Source organism: Mesorhizobium sp. WSM3860, assembly GCF_002294995.1.
In the GTDB taxonomy this organism is placed as follows: domain Bacteria; phylum Pseudomonadota; class Alphaproteobacteria; order Rhizobiales; family Rhizobiaceae; genus Mesorhizobium.
Genome location: NZ_NSGF01000004.1, coordinates 19,716 through 40,074, shown reverse-complemented (window position 1 = coordinate 40,074; position 20,359 = coordinate 19,716). Strand labels below are relative to the sequence as shown.

The window sequence follows — 20,359 nt, the reverse complement described above, 5'->3', positions numbered from 1 at the left end:
CGTCTATTCAAACCGCGCCGGCGTCCAGGCTCCTCCTGCCGCGTTCGACTCCACTGCCGCCGCCACGAACTTCACACCACGAGCGCCGTCGACGACGTCCGGCACCTGCGCCGCGCGCGCAACATCAAAGCCAGTGCCCGCTCGATGCGCGCGGATGATGTCGGCGGCATCGCGGTAGAAATTGGCGAAGGCCTCGATATAGCCCTCGGGATGCGCCGCCGGCATGCGCGAGACGCGCCGGGCTTCCGCCGTCGAGCCGTGGCCGCCGCGCACCAGCGTGCGGGTCTCCTCGCCATAGGGCGAGAAGCGAAGTTCCTCCGGCCGCGTGCCCGACCACTCGAGCCCGGCCCGGTCGCCATAGATGCGGACCGAGAGATCGTTGTAGTGGCCGGGCGAAGTCTGGCTGGCGAGGATGGTGCCGCGCGCTCCGCCGGTCCAGCGCACCAGGACATGCGCGTTGTCGTCCAGGCGACGACCTGGCACGGCGGTGAAAAGGTCCGCCGATAAGGCGTCAGCCTCGAAGCCGGAGATGAAGCTCGCCAGGTTGAAGGCGTGCACGCCGATGTCGGCGAGCACCGCCGATTGCCCGGCGCGCGCCGGGTCGGTGCGCCATTCGGCCTGCTTCTGGCCTTGCGCGTCGATCGGCTGCGTCAGCCAGTCCTGGATGTAGGCGCCGTGCACGGACACGATGCGGCCGAGTTCGCCCGCTGCCACCATTTCGCGCGCCTGCCGCGCCATGGCGTAACCGGTGTTGTTCAACGTGACGAGGAAGCGGCGCTTCGTCGCTTTCGTCAGCCCCACCAACGCCTCAGCCTCGGCAAGCGTCGTCGACAGCGGCTTGTCGCAGATGACGTCGATGCCGGCCTCCAGGAAAGCAGTGGCGATCGGCGCATGCAGATGGTTGGGCGTGACGATGACCACCGCCTCGATCCCGTCCGACCGCGCCGCTTCCGCCTTTGCCATGGCATGGTAGTCGGCATAGCTGCGCTCCGGCGCGATGCCGATCTCGGCGGCGGATGCCGCGGCGTTTTCGGCATCCGAGGACAGCGCACCCGCCACCAGCGCGATCTGGTCGTCGAGCCGCATGGCCAACCGATGAACGGCGCCGATGAAGGCGTTGCGGCCGCCTCCGACCATGCCGACCGTCAGGCGTTTGCGCGAGGTGCCGTCAGCGGTTGCATAGACCATGATTGCGATTATCCTCCTGAAGTGCGGTTCTTGTCGGTGCCGGCTGCTGCAATTTTTCGAATGATATTTCTATTTTTCATTATGTAAAACTCTTGTGCCGCGATAGCGTTTCCCCTGGCCCGGCCGATGGGCCGCATCCGGAGGAGGGTTCTGGTGTTTCAAGCCGTCTTTGGGTATCTCGCATGAGCGCCCGCCGCAAAGCGGCCGGCGAGCCGTCTCCGCAGATCCTTGAGACGGCGGTGAGGAAACGGAGCCGTTCGCTGGCAGCACTTGGCTACACCAAACCGCGAACCTACGAGGAACTACGCGCGGTGCTGTCGTCCGGCACTGTGCATTTCCCGAAACGGCTGCGCCAGGTCGCCATCTTCCTATGGCAGCATCCGAGCGACGTGGCGCTTGGCACCATCGCCCAGGTGGCCGCGCAGGCAGGCGTGCAGCCCTCGACGCTGGTACGCTTCGCGCAGATCTTCGGCTATGCCGGCTTTTCCGACTTCCAGGGCCTGTTCAAGGACCACATGAAAGGCTCCTGGCCGGAAGGACGCACGCGCGACAACAAGGAACCGGCAGCAGCCGAACTCCACGCCGACTTGCATTTCCTCAATGGCATGGTCGGCGCCTCGCAGGCTTCGCTCAACCGCATCGGCAATGGCTTCGATACCGACAGCTTCGAGAAGATGGCCGACCTGCTGGCGGGAGCCGAGCTGATCTATGTGATCGGCAGCAAGCGCGCTTTCCCGGTCACCACCTATCTTTCGCTGACGCTGACGCAACAGGGCGTGCGCAACGTGTTGGTCGACAATGTCGGCTCGACCGCGCTCGATCAGGTCGGCTGCATAAGCCAGCGCGACGCGGTGCTCGCCGTTTCCTTCAGCCCTTACAACTCGATCACGCCAGACCTGGTCGCCCTCGCGCATGAGCGCGGAGCACGCATCGTTGCCATCACCGACAGCACCTTCTCACCGCTGGTGAAACTCTCCGACACCTGGCTGGAAGTGGTGGAACAGGACTTCGCAGGCTTCCGCTCGCTCGCCGCTTCGCTCGCCGTCGGCATGGCTTTGGTCCACGGCGTCGTCGCGCGGCGGACAGGCTGATCGGCGCATTTGACTGAAAGGAACTGCCGTTCCATATTCGAAAAAATAGAAACCTTATTCCGGGAGGAGGAATGGAGGTTCGGCTCGACGGCAAGGTGGTGTTGATCACCGGTTCGACGCAAGGCATCGGCCGCGCGATCGCCGAGACGGCCGCGCGTTCCGGCGCCGAAGGTCTGCTGATCACCGGCCGCAACCGGCAGCGCGGCGACGCAGTCGCGGCCGGCCTGTCGGCGATGGGCGCGCCGGCCGCTTTCGTGGCCGCCGACCTCGGTGACCCGGAGACTCCGACCCTGCTCGCCGCCGAATGCACCGAGCGCTTCGGCCGCATTGACGGGCTGGTCAATGCAGGGGCTCTGACCGACCGCGCCTCATTCGTCGATGCCAGCCTCGACGATTGGGCATCGCTGTTTGCCGTCAATGCCCGCGCGCCCTTCTTCCTCATGCAGGCGGCGATTGCCGACATGAAAAAGCGCGGACAAGGCGGCGCCATCGTCAACATCCTGTCGATCAATGCGCATTGCGGCGCGCCGGACCTTGCTGTCTATTCGGCCACCAAGGGCGCGTTGGCGACGCTGACCAAGAACGCCGCCAACGCGCACCGCTTCGATCGCATCCGCGTCAACGGCATCAATGTCGGCTGGACCGACACGCCCGCCGAACGCGTCATGCAGGCCGAAACGCTCGGCCATGGTTCGGGCTGGCTGGACGCGGCCAATGCCGCGCAGCCCTTCGGCCGGCTACTCTCCGTTACCGATGTAGCGAACCTCGCCGTCTTCCTGCTTTCCGATGCGGCCGGGCCGATGACCGGCGCGCTGATCGACCAGGAGCAATGGGTGATCGGAGCGAACCGGTGAGTCCAGCGCACGCCGAAAGTCTCAGTCCCGCCCTGCTTGGCCGCCTGGCCGCGGTGGTCCACCGGCCGGCCTACGACCGCGCAGCACTGAAGCCGGGCATTGCCCATATCGGCGTCGGCGCTTTCCACCGCTGCCACCAGGCCGAATACACCGATGACCTCCTGGCGCATGATTTCGACCACTGGGGACTGGTCGGCATCAACATCCGGCCTCCCTTGCTTGCCGAGACGCTCGGCCGGCAGGACGGCCTCTATACGCGGCTCATCCGTCAGAACGACGAGGTCGAGGCCCGCGTCATCGGCAGCATCGTCCGTGTGGTCGACAGCCAGCACAGCGCCGCGCCCGCGCTCGAGGTTCTCGCCTCGCCCGATATCGAGACGGTCACGATGACGGTGACCGAAAAGGGCTATTGCCACATCCCGTCGAGCGGCGCGCTCGACCTAGACCATCCCGACATTGTCCACGACCTCGCCAACCCAGGGGCGCCGCGCAGCGTGCCCGGTATCCTGGCACGAGCGCTTCAGCTGCGCATGGGCTCGCATGGCCGGCCGGTGACGCTGCTTTCCTGCGACAACATCCCGGCCAACGGCACCATCCTCGGCAATGTCGTGCGGACATTCGCCGGGCGGCGCGACAACGGCTTGGCGGACTGGATCGCCGCCAATGTCGCCTTCCCCTCGGCCATGGTCGATCGCATCGCTCCGGCAACGACAGAGGACGATATCGAGACGGTCGAGCAGCGTTTCGGCTATCGCGACAGCGCCGTCGTCGTCGGCGAGCGCTTTCGGCAATGGGTGATCGAGAACCGCTTCGCCGGCCGGGTGCCGCGCTGGGACCGCGTCGGCGCCGCTTTCGTAAACGACGTCACGCCGTTCGAGCATCTCAAGATGCGGGTGCTGAACGGCGCCCAGACGACGCTCAGCTATCTTGGCGTTTTGGCTGGCTTCGAGCACACATCGGACGCCATTGCCGACCCGTTGCTTGCCATCTTCGTCCGCCGCATGCTGACGGAAGAGACGCTGCCGACGCTGATGCCCGTTCCCGGCATTTCGCCGGCCGCCTATGTCGAGCAGAGCCTTGCGCGCCTCGCCAACACGGCGATCCGCCACCGCAATCACCAGATCGCTACAGACGGCTCGCAGAAGATCGTCCAGCGCCTGCTCAACCCGGTCAGTGATCGCCTGGCGAAGGGCCAAAGCATCGCGCTGCTGTCGGTTCCGGTCGCCGGATGGATGGCCTATCTGATCAAGGCATCATCGCGCTTCGGCCGCGCCTGGCAGGTCTCCGATCCTTTCGCCGAAAACATTGCGGCCATCGCCGACCGCGTTGGTTCGGACAGCAAGGCTCTTGCCAATGCAATCCTTGCTATCGAAGCCATCTTCCATCCGTCACTTGCTCCCAGCGACCTGTTCCGTGCAAATGTCGCCGCCAGCCTCGATGGTCTGCTGTCAGATGATCCGATGGCCTTTGTCAGACATGTCTGCGCTGACCCAACAGATGCGCGGTTGAAGCGACCAGCACGATCTGCATAGTACGAAGCGGGAGGCATCATGAAGCTTGGACTGCTCACGGCACCATTTCCGGATACTGCCCTCGGCGATGTCGCCGACTGGGCGAACTCGGCCGGCTTCGAAGCGCTCGAGATCGCCTGCTGGCCGAAGACTTCGGGCGCCAGCCGCCGCTATGCCGGCACCAGCCATATCGACGCCGCCGGCACCTCTCCCGCGCAAGCCAAGGACATTGCCGCCGAGCTCGCCGGCAAGGGCCTGACGATCTCCGGCCTCGGTTTCTATCCCAATCCGTTGCATCCCGATCAGGCGCATCGCGAGGCGGTGATCGATCACCTGAAGAAGGTGATCGTGCTCGCAAGCCGCATGGGTGTCTCGCTCGTCAACACGTTCTGCGGCGGCGATGCTTCAAGGACTGTCGACGCCAACTGGGAGGCAGCGCAGAAAATCTGGCCTGCAATCATCGCCCATGCGCGCGAGCATGGCGTCAAGCTTGCCTTCGAGAACTGCCCGATGATCTTCAGCTATGACGAATGGCCGGGCGGGCACAACATCGCCTATTCGCCCTATGTCTGGCGCCGGATTCTCGAGGCCTGGGGCGGCGACGTCGGCATGAACTTCGACCCCTCGCATCTCGTCTGGCAAATGATCGACAAGGAACGCTTCATCCGCGAGTTCGGCCCGCACATGCTGCATGTGCATGCCAAGGACCTGATGATTGATCATGATGGCTTGTATGAGCGCGGGATCCTTTCCGCTGGCATAGGCTGGCAGGTGCCGCGCATGCCGGGGCTTGGCGACATCAACTGGAGCAGCATCCTTTCGGGCCTTTACCGGGCTGGATATGACGGGCCGCTGATCATCGAGCATGAGGACCGCCGGTTCGAGGGAAGCGACGAAAAGGTCAAGCGCGGTTTTCTGCTGGCCCGCGACGTGCTGCGCCCCTTCGTCAAATGACGCGGCAAACGGCTTGGGGATCGCTTCGGAGCTCAGGAACTGAAATCAATGTGGAGGAGTACTGAAATGAAGAAATACCTGACCATGGCCCCGCTGCTTGCTGGCGCTGCCTTGCTGGCCTCGGTGGGCGTGTCGTCCGCCAAAGGCAAATACACGATCGGCATTTCGAACACCGTGCAGGGCAATGGCTGGCGCGAGGAAATGATCTGCGCCATGAAGGCGCAGGCGCTCGCCTCTGGCGAAGTGGCGAAGCTCAACATCGCCCACCGCAACACCGATGCCGCCGGCCAGCTCGAGGACATCCGCAACCTGATCAGCGCCAAGGTAAACGCCATCGTCGTCAACCCGGCCGATCCGGCCGGCATCAAGGCCGGTCTGGAGGAAGCCACCAAGGCCGGTATCGTCGTCGTCGCCGTCGACCAGGCGGTGACCGAGCCGTCCGCCTACATCATCTCGAACAACCAGGAACAATATGCCTATCTCGGCGCCAAGTGGCTGTTCCAGCAGATGGGCGGCAAGGGCGAGGTGCTCTACATGCGCGGCGCCGCCGGCGCTTCCGCCGACAGCGACCGCGACAAGGGCTTCAAGAAGGCGCTGGCCGAATTCCCCGACGTGAAGGTCGCGCAGGAAGTCTTCACCGGCTGGCAGCAGGATCAGGCCAAGCAGCAGATCCTGTCCTTCCTCGCCACCGGAACGCCGATCAACGGCATTTGGACCTCCGGCATCGACAACGTCATCGTCGACGCCCTGGTCGAGCAGCAGGCGCCGATGGTGCCGGTTGTCGGCGCCGACAATGCCGGCTTCGTCGGCCAGTTGAACACGGTCAAGGGTCTGGTCGGCGCTGCCGTCACCAACCCCGGCTCGATCGGCGGCGCCGGCGTCACGCTCGCGCTGCAGATCCTCGACGGCAAGAAGCCGGCGCAGCAGACCGTCCTGGTCGAGCCGCAGCTCTGGGAAAATGTTACGGAGGAAGGCAAGGCCAAGCTGAAGGCGGCCGCCGATCCGTCGCTCAGCCCCGAATGGCCGGTCTCGATCTCGATCCCGGACTGGACCACCTATACCAAAGAGCAGATCGTCGCCTGCAAGGGTCCGGGCGAATAGTCGCCTGACCGAATTCAACTCCGCAGATTTCGCAAAAGGATCCTACGGTTTTGCGATAAGAACCTGCGGCAGATAAGGTCGCCGGGGCGGCAGGTGCGAACCTGCCGTCCTTGGCGCTTGATGCGAGAACGCTGGTTTTGACGACGAACGAATTGCCGAACAATACATTGCTGGACGCCACGGGCGTGGCGAAGAGTTACGGCGCGGTGTCGGCACTGCGTAACGCATCATTGTCGGTGCTGCCGGGCGAAGTCCATGCGCTGATGGGCGCCAACGGCGCCGGCAAGTCGACGCTTGTTAAGATCCTGACCGGTGCGATCCGGGCGGATGCCGGCCGCATCCTGATCCGCGGCGAGGCGCGCGATGTCCGCTCTCCTGCCGCCGCGCGTCGCGCCGGCCTGCTGCCGGTCTACCAGGAACCGGCGCTGATCCCCGACCTCGATGTGCTTTCCAATCTCAGGCTCACCGGCACGCCGGTCGAGCCGTTCCGCGCCTGGGTGCGCGAGCTCGGCATCCCGAACCTCGACATACGCGAGACCGCGCGCGACATTCCGCTGGCCGTCCTGCGCGTGCTCGACCTGGCGCGCGCGCTCGCCGTCGAGCCCGACGTGCTGCTGCTCGACGAGATGACGGCCGCGCTGCCCGCCAACCTTGCCGAAAAAGTGCTGGAAGTCGTTCGCCGCCAGGGCGACGGCGGCCGCTCGGTCATCTTCATCTCGCACCGTTTCGTCGAGATCTCCGCGTTATGCGACCGCGCCACAGTGCTGCGCGACGGCGCAACCGTCGGCGTCGTCGACATCGAGCCCGGCGTCGAGGAAAAGATCGTCGAGATGATGCTTGGCGCCCGTATCGAGAAGACCAGCGTCGCCGCGGCGCGCACGGCAAGCGAGGCGCCGATGGTGAAGGACAGCCAACCTCGGCTCTCCGTTCGCAACCTGCAACTCGGCGCCAAGCTGCATGACGTCTCCTTCGATCTCGCTAATGGCGAGGTGGCCGGCGTTGTCGCGCTCGAGGGCCAGGGCCAAGACGAACTCTTCGCCGCCCTTGCCGGCTCGATCCGCCCGGCCGGCGGCACAATCGCCGTCGACGGCGCGCCGGTAAAATTCTTCCATCCAAGCGATGCCATCCAGGCCGGCCTCGCCTATGTGCCGGGTGACCGCACCGAGGCTTTAGCCATGCAGCGTTCGGTGCGCGAGAACATCGCGCTGCCATTCAGCGCGGCGCTGCGCAAATGGGGACCGATCAAGGTGCGCCGGGAGCATATGGTGGTTTCAAGCGCCATCGCCCGGCTGCAGATCGACACCCGCGCGCAGGGCGAGGTCCAGCGCCTTTCCGGCGGCAACCAGCAGAAGGTGACGATCGCCCGCTGGATCGCGGCGGATGCCCGCACGATCCTCTGCTTCGACCCGACGCGTGGCATCGATGTCGGCACCAAGCAGGAGATCTACAAATTGCTGCGCGAGCTCGCCGGCCTCGGCAAATCGGTCCTCTTCTACACATCCGAGCTGGAGGAAGTGCAGCGTGTCTGCGACCGCGTCATCGTCATCTTCGGCGGCCGTGTCGTCGACACCTTCCCGGTCGAGCTCGCCGACGAGCCGGCTCTGATGCGGGCCGCCTACGGCCTGCCGCGCGGCGCCAGGGCGGATGTCGGCATCCTTGCCGATGTCAGGCCGGCGTCCGACGCGGAGACCACGCCATGATGCGCTTCCTGCGCCGCCAGGGCTGGGTCGCCGGCCTGCTCGCCCTGCTCGTATTCCTGTTCGTCCTCACCAAGCTGATCCAGCCGGGCTACGGCAGCGGCGACTTCGGCTCGCTGGCGCGGGCGGTTCTGCCCTACGCCTTCGCCGTCGCGGCGCAGACTGTGGTGGTCATCGCCGGCGGCATCGACCTGTCAGTGGCCGCCATGATGGCGCTGACCAGCGTCACCGCCGCCTCGATGATGAACGGCGCCAGCGAGGAGTATGCGTATTTCGTCGTGCCCTTCGTGCTGGCCATGGGCCTTGTGCTTGGCGCGCTAAACGGCCTCCTGATCGTCGTGACCCGAGTGCCGGATATCGTGGTTACTTTAGCCACGCTGTTCGTCCTGCAAGGCGCGGCGCTTTTGGTGCTTGACGCGCCCGGCGGTGCCGCCGCCGAGTGGCTGAAGGCCACCGTCGTCGGCACCATGCCGATCCCCGGCCTGCCGGATTGGGCCGATGCCTGGGTTCCGAAGGCGCTGGTGCTGCTGCTTGTCTGCCTCTTCGTGATCTGGATCCCGCTCCGGCGCTCGCGGCTTGGCCTCTCCATCTACGCCATAGGCAGCAACGAGCTCGCCGCTTTCCGCAGCGGCGTGCCGGTGGCCCGCACCAGGATCGTCGCCTACGCGCTCTCCGGCCTGTTCGCGGCGCTTGGCGGCCTCTCGCTCACCATCAGCACCGGCATCGGCGCGCCGATCCCCGGTCCCTATCTGCTGGCCAGCGTCGCGGCGGTGGTTCTCGGCGGCGTCGCGCTCGGCGGCGGCAAGGGCGGGTTGCTCGGGCCGATCATCGCCGTCTTCGTGCTCAGGCTGGTGCGCACCGATCTGACGCTTCTGGCCATCGATCCCAACGTCACCGCCATCATCGAGGGCGCGATCATGGTCGCCGTGGTGATGTTCGGCGCCTTCATCACCATCCGAGGCCGCCCGGCAGGAGCAACACCATGACGAACAGCGCGACCATGCCCCAGCCGGTCTCGCTCGGCCGCCGCCTGAAGCGCTTCATGGCGGACCGGCCGCTCATTCCGCTGATCATCCTGCTCGTCATCCTGGTGCTGATCCTGCAGGTTCTTCGCCCCGGCATCGTCAACGAGCGCTGGATCGCCAACACGGCCAAGTTCGCCATCCCGCTGGCGATCCTCGCCGGCTGCCAGACCATGACGATGCTCACCGGCGGCATCGACCTCTCGGTCGGCACGGTGGCGACGATGAGCGCCTTCATCATGGCGACGCAAATCGTCAACCAGGATCCGACGGTGGCTTTCATCCTCGCCATGCTGCCGGCGGTGCTGATCGGCCTCGTCAACGGCGTCGGCGTCGGCGTGTTCCGCGTCCATCCGCTGATCATGACGCTCGGCACCAGCCTGATCGGCACCGGCTTCCTGCAGGTCTACCAGCGCACCGTGATCGCCTCCGGCGCCAAGATCCCGGATTTCCTCAACTGGCTGGGCACCGGTCTCACCTACGGCTTCCCCAACGCGCTCTTCCTGTTCGTGCCGGTGGCGGTGCTGATCGTCTTTACCTTGAATCGTACAGGCTTCGGCCGCCTGCTCTACGCCGTCGGCGACAATGAACGCGCCGCACGGCTTTCCGGCGTCCGCTACTGGCAGGTGATCACGGCGCTCTACGTTATCTCCAGCCTGCTCGCCGGCATCACCGGCCTGCTCTATATCGGCCTGATCAAGGCGCCCTCGCTGTCGCTCGCCGAGCCGCTGGTGCTGCCTTCGGTGGCTGCCGCCGTCATCGGCGGCACCTCGATCTTCGGCGGCCGCGGCGGCTACATGGGAACCATTGTCGGCGCGCTGATTCTGACCGTGCTGACGACGCTGCTCACCATCCTGCATATGCCCGAAGGCGGCCGCCGCATCCTCTTCGGCTTCATGGTGCTGTTCGTGACCGCGGCTTATTTGAGGATCATCGAGGACAAGTAACAGGGGAGCTATGCCGAAGCGTTGACTTGTTTGCCACGGGCTGCGGCCTGTATGGCCACAACAAGATCCTTTTCGTCGAACGGCTTGCCGACAAGCGCGACATCAGAGGGGCGCTCCACGATTTTCTCGGCATCCGCATAGCCGGTGATGATGACGGCCGGCCAGCCGGCACGCAGATTGCGGGCAAACCGGATCACGTCTATGCCCGAGATAAGGGGCATGGCAAAGTCGGTGACGATCACGTCGAATCGATCCGGCTCTCTCTCGATGGCGGCGAGCGCTTCGGCTCCGCCGGAGGCCCCTACGACCTCGAAGCCGGACTGCCTGAGCGACATGGCCGTCATTTCTCTCAAGGAGTGGCTGTCATCGATGAGCAGAACAGTCAGCGATCGTTCGCCAGCCGCCGCAGCGCGCTCCGCGTCGGCAGCCTCGACAGGCTCTGCGCCGGCACCAGCGATAGCCCCGGTGACGTCCTGCGGCTGATTGGATCGGGGCAGCCACAGTTCTATGATGGTGCCACGGTCCAACTCGCTCTCTATTCTGAGGGTGCCACCCGACTGCTTGGCGAAACCATAGACGGTGCTGAGCCCCAGCCCCGTGCCCTTCCCGATCGGCTTGGTTGTAAAGAACGGCTCGACCACCTTGCTTATGATGTCGCCGGCAATTCCGGTCCCGGTGTCCTCGACAGCGACCACCACATAGTCGCCGGCCGTCAGTTCCTCGCCCGTGTGATCGACGCTGCGGTTGCTCGTCCGGACGAGAACCGTGCCTCCCGAAGGCATTGCGTCTCGCGCATTGAAGATGAGGTTCATCAAGGCGAGCTCGAGCTGCGCCGCATCCACATACACGGGCCATGTGTCGTCACTCACCAGCCACTTGAAGCGCACGAGGCCTCCGAGGACCGGGGCAACCAACCCATTCATCGTATCCCCAAGGCTCGACAAGGGTACTGCCACGGGCTTCAGGTCCTGGCGTCGCGAAAAAGCGAGCATGCGCTGGACGAGATCCCTGCCTTGCCCGGCGGAGCGGCGTGTCATGTCGAGGATCTTGGTAGCTTTGCCGTCGAGCGTCAGTTGTCGCTCGAGCAGGCTTAGGCCGGAAAGGATCGCCGCGAGGAGATTGTTGAAGTCGTGGGCGAGTCCGCCGGTCAGCTTGCCGATTGCATCGAGCCGCTGCGACCGCAGCAACTGGCTCTCCAGGCGGCGTTGCTCTGTTATGTCCTGCATGGTGCCAAGCAACTCGAGCCGAGCGTCATCTTTGGAAACCACGCCTCGATCGAAGAAGATGCGATATTCATCATTGGCACACCGCCAGCGAAATTCGCAGCCATAGGACCCCGTCTCGCTTGCCGCCGACAGTGACCTGCTTACCTCCTCGCGATCCTCGGGGTGAACCCGGCTGAGCCCGAAATCCGGATGCGACAGGAAACGGCTCGGCGGGAACCCCGTCAGCCGCTCGACGCCTTTCGAGACGTAGCTTGCGGCGAAAGGCGCCTCAGCCGAGCGGGCATGAAAACAAATCGGAAGCGAGGCAAGAATAGCCTCCTGCCTTGCTTCCGAATGGCGCAGCGCCCGCTCGGCATCGAGTTTGTCCGACTTGGCCTTCAGCGCCTGTTCGAGCAGCCGCTGCTCCCGCGCCGCGTTTCGCTCGATCTCGCGCGTCTTCTGATGAAGATCGACAAAGACCATGACCTTGGAGCGAAGCATCACCGGGTCGAACGGCTTGAACAGGTAGTCGACAGCGCCGACGTCGTAGCCGCGCAGCATATGCGCCTCTTCCTTGCTGATCGCGGTAAGGAAGATGATCGGCGTGTTTTTCGATCGTTCACGCCGGCGGATCAGCGTGGCCGTCTCATAGCCGTCGAGGTTCGGCATGAGCACGTCGAGCAGGATGACGGCGAAATCTTCCTTGAGCAGGAAGCGCAGTGCCTCCTCACCGGACTGGGCGCAGACGACCTCGCCGACTTCGCCAAGCACCTCCGCGATGGCAAGCAGATTGCGTTCGTCGTCATCGACCGCGAGAACGCGCGCCCGCAATCCTTCGACCGGTTCGCTACTTTCTGCCTCGATCGCAGCCATTCTTTTTACCTGCCGGAGCGCATTCAGATGGCGGTCATCAATGCCGGTGCAAAGGGCTCAGCCCGCGCTCGCGCGCGACCGATCCAAACCCGCAGCAACGCAAGCAGCAGATCGAGGTCGACCGGCTTGGCGATGTAGTCGGATGCGCCGGCGTCCAGGCATTTCTGACGGTCGCCTTTCATCGCCTTGGCTGTAACCGCGATCAATGGAATATGGGCTATCGCGGGCATGGCGCGAATCCGACGCATGGTTTCGTAGCCGTCCATTTCCGGCATCATGATGTCGATCAGGGCCACGTCGACGTCGGGTGTTTCTTCGAGTAAAGCGACGCCGTCCCGGCCCCGTTCGGCATGCTGCACATCAATGTCGTAGGTTTCCAGCACGCTGGTCAACGAGTAGATATTGCGAATGTCGTCGTCGACGATCAGAACCTTGGCGCCGGCGAGATCGGCATTGTCGACCTGCTCGGTGGCCAAAATCTGCTCGCTATGCGTGTCGCTTGGCAGTGCCGCCGAGATCAGGAGCCCGAGCTGGCCGAAATTGTCGGCACGTGGGACATCGCCGAGTGCCGGATGCAGTGCGACCTGCTGCAGAAAGGCATCGGGATGCGGCGTGAAAAACAGCAGGCGCGGTAGGGCGTCGTTGAACTGAGACATAATTTCGTCGAGCATCTGGGCGTTGTCCTTGGCCGAACGCCCAAACCCGAAAACAATCGCATCGTACGCGGCGGCGCCCGCCTCGTCCGCGTTGGCGGCGACACGGCCGACCGCGATGACCGAGGTGATGCCATCGCGAATGGCTTCCACCAGGGCCAGGCGGCGCTCGGGGTCGGGATCGGCGATCAGCACGTTGCGCTGCACCCTCAGGTTCCGTGAATGGATTTCCTCGAAAACGCGGGCGAGCTCACCGGCCGAAACCGGCTTGCTCGAAACGCTGGCAGCGCCCCTGCGCGTCAGCAGGTCGAGATCCTCGGCGCCGGAGATGACATGGATCGGAATGTTCCTGGTCTTCTGGTCATGCCGCAGAAGGTCGAAAAGCACCCAGCCGTCGATGTCTGAAAGGCCGAGATCGAGCGTGATCGCATCGGGCATGAGCTTGCGGGTGAGTGCCAGCGTGCCGGAGCCGGCCGTTGAAAGCACCCCCTTCAGTCCGGCGGATCGAGCAAGACCGAGCAGCAGCCCTCCGAAAGTCGGGTCGTCCTCGACGATAAGCACCACCCTGTCCGACGGATTGATCGAGTCACGATCGTCGGTAAGTTCTGGGGTACCCGAGGTGTCTGCTGGCTGGACGCCCGCCGCGATGACGTCGGCAGGCGAAAGTTCGATCGGTGCCGCCAGGCTGCTGCTGCGCGGGCCGTCGAACGGGATGACCAATGTGAAGGTCGATCCCTTGCCTGGCTCGCTTTCGACGCGCAGCTCGCCGCCGAGCAGTCGGGCGATTTCCCGGCTGATGGAAAGGCCGAGGCCAGTGCCGCCATATTTGCGGCTGGTCGTGCCGTCGGCCTGCTGAAACGCCTCGAAGATGAGCTTTTGCTTGTCTTCCGGAATGCCGATCCCGGTATCGGTAACGGCGATCGCCAACGCCCGGGGCGGCGTCGCACCGTTTTTGCGGCCGGTTGTCTCGCCATGGATGTTCAGGATCACCTCGCCGTTGGAAGTGAATTTGAAGGCATTTGACAGCAGATTGAGCACGATCTGCTGCAGCCGCTTTTCGTCCGTGCGGATCGTGTCAGGCAGCGCCTGCTCGATCTTGATGGTGAAGCCGAGCCCTTTGTCCGCCGCAAGCTGTCTGAAAGTCCGCTCCATATGCTGGCGCAGGTGTGCGAGCGGCATGTCGTTGATTTCGATCGATACCGTGCCGGACTCGATCTTGGAAAGATCCAGTATGTCGTTGATGAGGCTGAGCAGGTCGGTACCTGCCGAGTTGATCGTGCGCGCGAACTCGATCTGCTTGTCGTTCAGATTCCCCTGCTGATTGGTCGCAAGCAGATTGGACAGGATCAACAGCGAATTCAGCGGCGTCCTCAGCTCGTGACTCATGTTCGCCAGGAATTCGGATTTGTATTTGGAGGTCAGCGCCAGTTGCTCGGCCTTCTCCTCCAGCGCCCTCCTGGCCATCTCGATCTCGAGATTCTTGTTTTCCACCTGCTTCTTTTCATTCTCGAGCAGTTGCGCCTTTTCCTGCAGTTCCTCATTGGTAGCGTGAAGCTCTTCCTGCTTCTTGGTGAGCTCGGTCTGGCGCGATTGCAGTTCGGACGTCAGGAGCTGCGATTGCTTGAGAAGGCCTTCCGTGCGCATGGTCGCGGCGATCGTGTTGAGCACGATACCGACCGATTCCATGAGCTGCTCCAGGAAAAGGCGGTGCGTATCGCTGAACCGGCTGAACGAAGCGAGTTCGATAACCGCCTTGACCTCGTCCTCGAACAATGCCGGCAGGACGATGGCGCTCGCCGGTGGGGCCTCACCCAGGCCGGAGGTGATGCGCAGGAAGCTCGATGGGACGTCATCGAGCATGATTGGCCGTTTGTCGGCGGCGCACTGCCCGATCAGGCCTTCCCGGAAGTCGACTCGTTGGCGGACGGTGGCCCTGCCTTCGGCGGCGTAGGACGCGGCCAGTTCCAGATAGGATTCTTCCACGTCGCGATTGGTGACGTAGAACAGGCCGTATTGCGCGTTCACCAGCGGCGCGAGCTCGGAAATGATCATCCGCGACACCGTGGCAAGGTCCCGCTCGCCCTGCAGCATGCGCGAGAAACGAGCGAGATTGGTCTTCAGCCAATCCTGCTCGGCATTCTTCAAGGTCTGGTCCTTGAGGTTGCGGATCATCTCGTTGATGTTGTCCTTCAACGCAGCGACCTCACCGGAAGCTTGCACGCTGATCGAGCGGGTGAGGTCGCCCTTGGTGACCGCGGTCGACACTTCGGCGATGGCCCGGACCTGGGTCGTCAGGTTCGCCGCCAGCTGATTGACGTTGTCGGTCAGGTCGCGCCATAGGCCGGCGGCGCCCGGCACCCTGGCCTGGCCGCCGAGCTTGCCCTCGATGCCGACCTCGCGAGCCACGTTGGTCACCTGATCCGCGAAGGTCGCCAGCGTCTCGATCATGCCGTTGATCGTGTCCGCCAGCGAAGCGATCTCGCCCTTGGCATCGACCGCAAGCTTGCGCTTCAGATTGCCCTGGGCAACGGCGGTGACGACGTCGGCAATGCCGCGCACCTGGTTGGTCAGATTGGTCGCCATCAGATTGACGTTGTCGGTCAAGTCCTTCCAGGTACCGGCCACACCTTCCACCCGAGCCTGACCGCCGAGCTTGCCTTCGGTGCCGACCTCGCGCGCCACGCGCGTCACCTCGCCGGCGAACGAGTTGAGCTGGTCGACCATGGTGTTGATGGTCGACTTCAGCTCCAGGATTTCACCTTTGACATCGACGGTGATCTTCTTGGACAGGTCGCCTCGCGCCACCGCTGTGGTAACTTCGGCGATGTTGCGAACCTGACCGGTGAGGTTCTCGGCCATCGAGTTGACGTTGTCGGTCAGGTCCTTCCAGGTGCCGGCGACGCCGCGCACCTGGGCCTGACCGCCGAGCTTGCCTTCGGTGCCGACCTCGCGCGCCACGCGCGTCACTTCCGAGGCAAACGAGTTCAATTGGTCCACCATCGTGTTGATGGTGTCCTTGAGCTCCAGGATTTCACCGCGCACATCGACCGTGATCTTTTTCGACAGATCGCCGAGTGCGACGGCCGTGGTCACCTCCGCAATGTTGCGCACTTGGCCCGTGAGATTGGCGGCCATGGCGTTGACGTTGTCGGTGAGGTCCTTCCAGGTGCCGGCAACGCCGCGTACCTGCGCCTGGCCGCCAAGCTTGCCGTCGGAACCCACTTCGCGGGCGACGCGCGTCACCTCCGAGGCGAAGGAGTTCAACTGGTCCACCATCGTGTTGATGACGTCCTTGATCTGCAGGATTTCGCCCAGGGCGTCGACGGTGATCTTCTGGGTCAGGTCGCCGGTGGCGATGGCGGTCGCGACCTTGGAGACGTCGCGCAATTGCACGGTCAAATTGCCGGCCATCGCGTTGACGTTATCGGTCAGATCCTTCCAGGTGCCGCCGACGCCCTCGACGTGGGCCTGACCTCCCAGCTTGCCTTCCGAGCCCACTTCGCGCGCCACGCGGGTGACCTCCGACGCGAAGGAATTGAGCTGGTCCACCATGGTGTTGACGGTGTTCTTCAGTTCGAGGATTTCGCCCTTCACATCGACAGTGATCTTTTTCGAAAGGTCGCCCCTTGCAACGGCCGTGGTCACATCGGCGATATTGCGCACCTGCCCGGTCAGATTGGCGGCCATCAGGTTGACGTTGTCCGTCAGGTCCTTCCACGTGCCGCCGACTCCACGGACTTCGGCTTGGCCCCCCAGCTTGCCCTCGGTGCCGACTTCGCGCGCCACGCGTGTAACTTCCGAGGCGAAGGAGTTCAGCTGGTCCACCATCGTGTTGATGGTGTTCTTGAGTTCCAGGATCTCGCCCTTCACATCGACTGTGATCTTCTTCGAGAGGTCACCCAGGGCCACCGCGGTCGTCACTTCGGCGATGTTGCGCACCTGACCGGTAAGATTCGCAGCCATGGAATTGACGTTGTCGGTCAGGTCCTTCCAGGTGCCGGCGACACCGCGCACCTGTGCTTGGCCGCCGAGCTTGCCTTCCGTGCCGACCTCGCGCGCCACGCGCGTCACCTCGCCGGCAAATGAGTTGAGCTGATCGACCATGGTGTTGATGGTCGATTTCAGTTCCAGGATTTCGCCTTTCACGTCGACTGTAATCTTCTTGGAGAGGTCGCCCAAAGCCACCGCCGTCGTCACATCGGCGATGTTGCGAACCTGGCCGGTCAGGTTGGCGGCCATCAGGTTGACGCTGTCGGTGAGGTCCTTCCAAGTACCGCCGACGCCCTCGACACGGGCCTGGCCTCCGAGTTTGCCCTCGGTGCCGACCTCACGCGCGACGCGGGTCACCTCCGAAGCGAAGGAGTTGAGCTGGTCCACCATCGTGTTGATGGTGTTCTTCAGTTCGAGGATCTCGCCCTTCACGTCGACGGTGATCTTCTTCGACAAGTCGCCAGACGCGACAGCCGTGGTCACCTCCGCAATGTTGCGCACCTGGCTGGTCAGGTTGGTCGCCATCGCGTTGACATTGTCGGTCAGGTCCTTCCACGTGCCCGCCGCCCCCCTGACGCGTGCCTGACCGCCCAGCTTGCCTTCGGTGCCGACCTCGCGCGCCACACGCGTCACCTCCGACGTGAAGGAGGCGAGCTGCTCAACCATGGTGTTGACGATTTTGCCGATGCGCAGGAATTCGCCACGAAGCGGCCTGCCGTCGATTTCCACCATCATGGATTGGGATAGGTCGCCCTTGGCGACCGCGCCGATGACGCGGGCAACTTCCGCCGTGGGCTGCACCATGTCCTCGATCAGGTCGTTGACCGAGCGGACACTCGATTCCCAGCTGCCTTTGGCGTTCCTCACATGGCCGCGTTCGCCGATGCGGCCGTCCTTGCCGACGACCCTGCTTAGCCGCGCAAATTCCCGCGCCACCTGGTCGTTCAACTCGACGATCTGATTGAATGTGTCAGCGATTTCGCCGTTCAACCCTTCATAGACATTCTCGATGCGGACGGAGAAGTCACCGTTTCGAAAGGCTTTGAGGGCGTTGAGAATCTGACGAGAATCGAATTGTTCCTTTGACGAACGAGAAACGCCCACACTCCCCTCCGCGCATGCCCCGACAGCTATATTAAGCCGAGGGCCAAAACGCGTCGCGGCCTGTTTGGTTCCGTGCCTGTTTGAACAGTGGTTAATCAGATGTGGCGAGACTTGCCGTAGAGACGCCCGGCCGGATTTCCTTATGCAGCCGAACTGCCCGGCTCTTCTTCTCCGGCATTCGGATCGCCCGGGGCCGTTGCCCAGGCGAGCTCGACCAGCGTCACCGTGCGGCGGCCAACACCGTCGATCTGGCAGACGATGAGCCCCTGCTCCTCGATGTAATCGAGCAGCCGCCGGGCGCGACGCAGCGAATGCGAGCCATACGCGCGGGCGATCGCCGCGTCGCTAGGGCAAGGCCAGCCTTCCTTCGCCGCCCTCGCGATCATCATGAACACGCCCTGCATGTCCTCCGGCAGAAGCGATGCGCGCACCGAGACGTCCCGCCACGCGTCGTCCTCGGCCATGTCGGAGCCAACGCCGGCGCGGGCGCGTGTCAGCATGCGTCGGAATTCCGAAAGGTCGGGCACCACCGAAGCGAGTCCTTCGATCCGGCAGCGGACCACGAACTCCTGGTAGAGCACGCCTATGACGCGGAATCCGGCATCGGGCTCGGCCAGGATGGCGCGCAGGATACGGTCCATCCGCTCGCGCCGCTCGGCAAGGTCCTCGGCGCTCGGCTGCGGCTCGGTCGGCTCGGGGCGGATGTCGAGCGGCGCGGCCTTGGCCGCCATCAACTGATCGAGCAGGTCGGGCGACGGCCGGCGCTGCGGGCGGACCGTCTCCGGCGGCGGTGCCGCGAGGATGATGGCGCGCGCATCTTCGAGCGTCGCTTCGGGCAGCGGCATCAGCCGCGGCGTGCCGTTGCGCGGGCTCGTCTCGGTCGATCCGATGCGCATGCTGAGCGGGCGGCGCGACAGCGCCGGACCGAGCGCCATGAAATGCCCGCGCTCGAGTTCGCGGAAGGCTTCCGCCTGCCGCCGCTCCATGCCGAGCAGGTCGGCGGCGCGCGCCATGTCGATGTCCAGAAAAGTGCGGCCCATCAGGAAGTTGGAGGCCTCTGCCGCGACGTTCTTGGCGAGCTTCGCCAGCCGTTGCGTGGCGATGATGCCGGCGAGTCCGCGCTTGCGGCCGCGGCACATCAGATTGGTCATGGCGCCGAGCGAAAGTTTTCGCGCCTCATCCGACACCTCGCCGGCAGCAGCCGGCGCGAAGAGCTGCGCCTCGTCGACCACCACCAGCATCGGATACCAATGGTCGCGCGCGACCTCGAACAGCCCGCCAAGGAAGGCTGCGGCGCGCCGCATTTGGTTCTCGGCGTCGAGCCCTTCCAGGTTTAGCACCGTCGACACGCGGTGGATGCGCGCTCGCTCGCCGGCCGCCTGCAGGCCGCGCTCGGTATGATCCTCGGCGTCGATCACCAGATGGCCGTAGCGCTCACCGAGCGAGACGAAGTCGCCTTCGGGATCGATGATGGTCTGCTGCACCCAGGGCGCGCTCTGCTCCAGCAGCCGGCGCAGCAGATGCGACTTGCCCGAGCCCGAATTGCCCTGCACCAGCAGGCGGGTCGCCAGCAGCTCCTCAAGGTCGAGGGCCGCCGGCGCGCCTGCCGACGTCTGGCCCATCTCGATCGCAACCGTCATATTCTCGACTCGGATAGTGCTCCCTGTGCGGGAGGGGCTTAGCAACCGGCGCGCGGTGCGTCGAGCATGGGCCAGGGCCATCGGCGCGGTGTTCCACATTTAACGGCAGGCCATTGCCAGCTGAACTGGTCGGACCACCATTTCACTGGCGCAATCCCCTGATCGGCGTATCATCCCTTTAGTGAGGGGTTCATGCCAGGAGGAGGCTTATGAACGTCGCTGCGGAGGTGCCCGTCATAGACCTGACGGTACAAGACATTGTTTCGTCTGCTCTTTCGAAATTTCGCGCCGGCGACACCATTTCGACCCGGGCAATGCTCCACGCCATCCGCCAATCGGATCCCACCTGCGAGGACAGCGACGACCATCTGGTCGAACTGATCGTCATGGCCGCCGTTGGTAAGACCATGGGCGTCGTCTTCGATCATCGCTCGGCCGATGAGCGGTTGCCGCGCCTGTCCTAAACCGCGTTGCGCTGAAACGGCGCGGCGATGCAAATCCTTGTTTTGATGCATATCGTTGTCCCAGA

13 protein-coding genes are annotated in these 20,359 nt (G+C 64.2%); 9 read left to right on the top strand and 4 right to left on the bottom strand.

What is annotated here, in order from left to right:
- Nucleotides 1-3 precede the first annotated feature (3 nt).
- Entirely contained in the window at nucleotides 4-1,188 is a 1,185-nt protein-coding gene (locus tag CK220_RS09035) for a Gfo/Idh/MocA family oxidoreductase (RefSeq protein WP_095811216.1), read from the bottom strand.
- Between the two features lie 182 nt (nucleotides 1,189-1,370).
- Here CK220_RS09035 and CK220_RS09030 point away from each other — a divergent pair, with 182 nt between their 5' ends.
- From CK220_RS09030 to CK220_RS08995, 8 genes are all read left to right on the top strand, one after another.
- Complete coding sequence (locus CK220_RS09030; RefSeq protein ID WP_095811215.1) at nucleotides 1,371-2,279, top strand: MurR/RpiR family transcriptional regulator; 909 nt, start codon at nucleotides 1,371-1,373, stop codon at nucleotides 2,277-2,279.
- Between the two features lie 71 nt (nucleotides 2,280-2,350).
- Entirely contained in the window at nucleotides 2,351-3,133 is a 783-nt protein-coding gene (locus CK220_RS09025) for an SDR family oxidoreductase (protein WP_095811214.1), read from the top strand.
- The gene (locus tag CK220_RS09020; RefSeq protein WP_245429060.1) at nucleotides 3,130-4,665 is read left to right on the top strand and encodes a mannitol dehydrogenase family protein; all 1,536 of its coding nucleotides are present in this window, start codon (nucleotides 3,130-3,132) and stop codon (nucleotides 4,663-4,665) included. Before CK220_RS09025 ends, CK220_RS09020 begins: the two co-directional genes overlap by 4 nt.
- A gap of 18 nt (nucleotides 4,666-4,683) precedes the next feature.
- Nucleotides 4,684-5,598, top strand: a complete 915-nt coding sequence (locus CK220_RS09015) for a sugar phosphate isomerase/epimerase (RefSeq protein ID WP_095811212.1) — start codon at nucleotides 4,684-4,686, stop codon at nucleotides 5,596-5,598.
- Between the two features lie 66 nt (nucleotides 5,599-5,664).
- The gene (locus tag CK220_RS09010; RefSeq protein ID WP_095811211.1) at nucleotides 5,665-6,699 is read left to right on the top strand and encodes an ABC transporter substrate-binding protein; all 1,035 of its coding nucleotides are present in this window, start codon (nucleotides 5,665-5,667) and stop codon (nucleotides 6,697-6,699) included.
- A 152-nt stretch (nucleotides 6,700-6,851) separates the two neighbouring features.
- Nucleotides 6,852-8,399 (top strand): sugar ABC transporter ATP-binding protein, encoded by a 1,548-nt coding sequence (locus tag CK220_RS09005; RefSeq protein WP_095811465.1) that lies wholly within the window; start codon nucleotides 6,852-6,854, stop codon nucleotides 8,397-8,399.
- Nucleotides 8,396-9,382 (top strand): ABC transporter permease, encoded by a 987-nt coding sequence (locus CK220_RS09000; protein WP_095811210.1) that lies wholly within the window; start codon nucleotides 8,396-8,398, stop codon nucleotides 9,380-9,382. Before CK220_RS09005 ends, CK220_RS09000 begins: the two co-directional genes overlap by 4 nt.
- Nucleotides 9,379-10,365: an ABC transporter permease gene (locus CK220_RS08995; RefSeq protein ID WP_095811209.1), complete on the top strand. Its 987-nt coding sequence runs from the start codon at nucleotides 9,379-9,381 to the stop codon at nucleotides 10,363-10,365. The genes CK220_RS09000 and CK220_RS08995 overlap by 4 nt, the downstream gene beginning before the upstream one ends.
- Nucleotides 10,366-10,373: 8 nt before the next feature.
- Here the strand turns inward: CK220_RS08995 and CK220_RS08990 are convergent, their stop codons facing one another.
- From CK220_RS08990 to CK220_RS08980, 3 genes are all read right to left on the bottom strand, one after another.
- Entirely contained in the window at nucleotides 10,374-12,443 is a 2,070-nt protein-coding gene (locus tag CK220_RS08990; protein WP_095811208.1) for a response regulator, read from the bottom strand.
- A 23-nt stretch (nucleotides 12,444-12,466) separates the two neighbouring features.
- Complete coding sequence (locus tag CK220_RS08985; protein WP_095811207.1) at nucleotides 12,467-18,190, bottom strand: HAMP domain-containing protein; 5,724 nt, start codon at nucleotides 18,188-18,190, stop codon at nucleotides 12,467-12,469.
- Nucleotides 18,191-18,330: 140 nt separating this feature from the next.
- Nucleotides 18,331-19,830: an ATP-binding protein gene (locus CK220_RS08980; RefSeq protein WP_095811206.1), complete on the bottom strand. Its 1,500-nt coding sequence runs from the start codon at nucleotides 19,828-19,830 to the stop codon at nucleotides 18,331-18,333.
- A gap of 209 nt (nucleotides 19,831-20,039) precedes the next feature.
- Here CK220_RS08980 and CK220_RS08975 point away from each other — a divergent pair, with 209 nt between their 5' ends.
- Nucleotides 20,040-20,294, top strand: a complete 255-nt coding sequence (locus CK220_RS08975; protein ID WP_095811205.1) for a hypothetical protein — start codon at nucleotides 20,040-20,042, stop codon at nucleotides 20,292-20,294.
- Nucleotides 20,295-20,359: the final 65 nt, after the last annotated feature.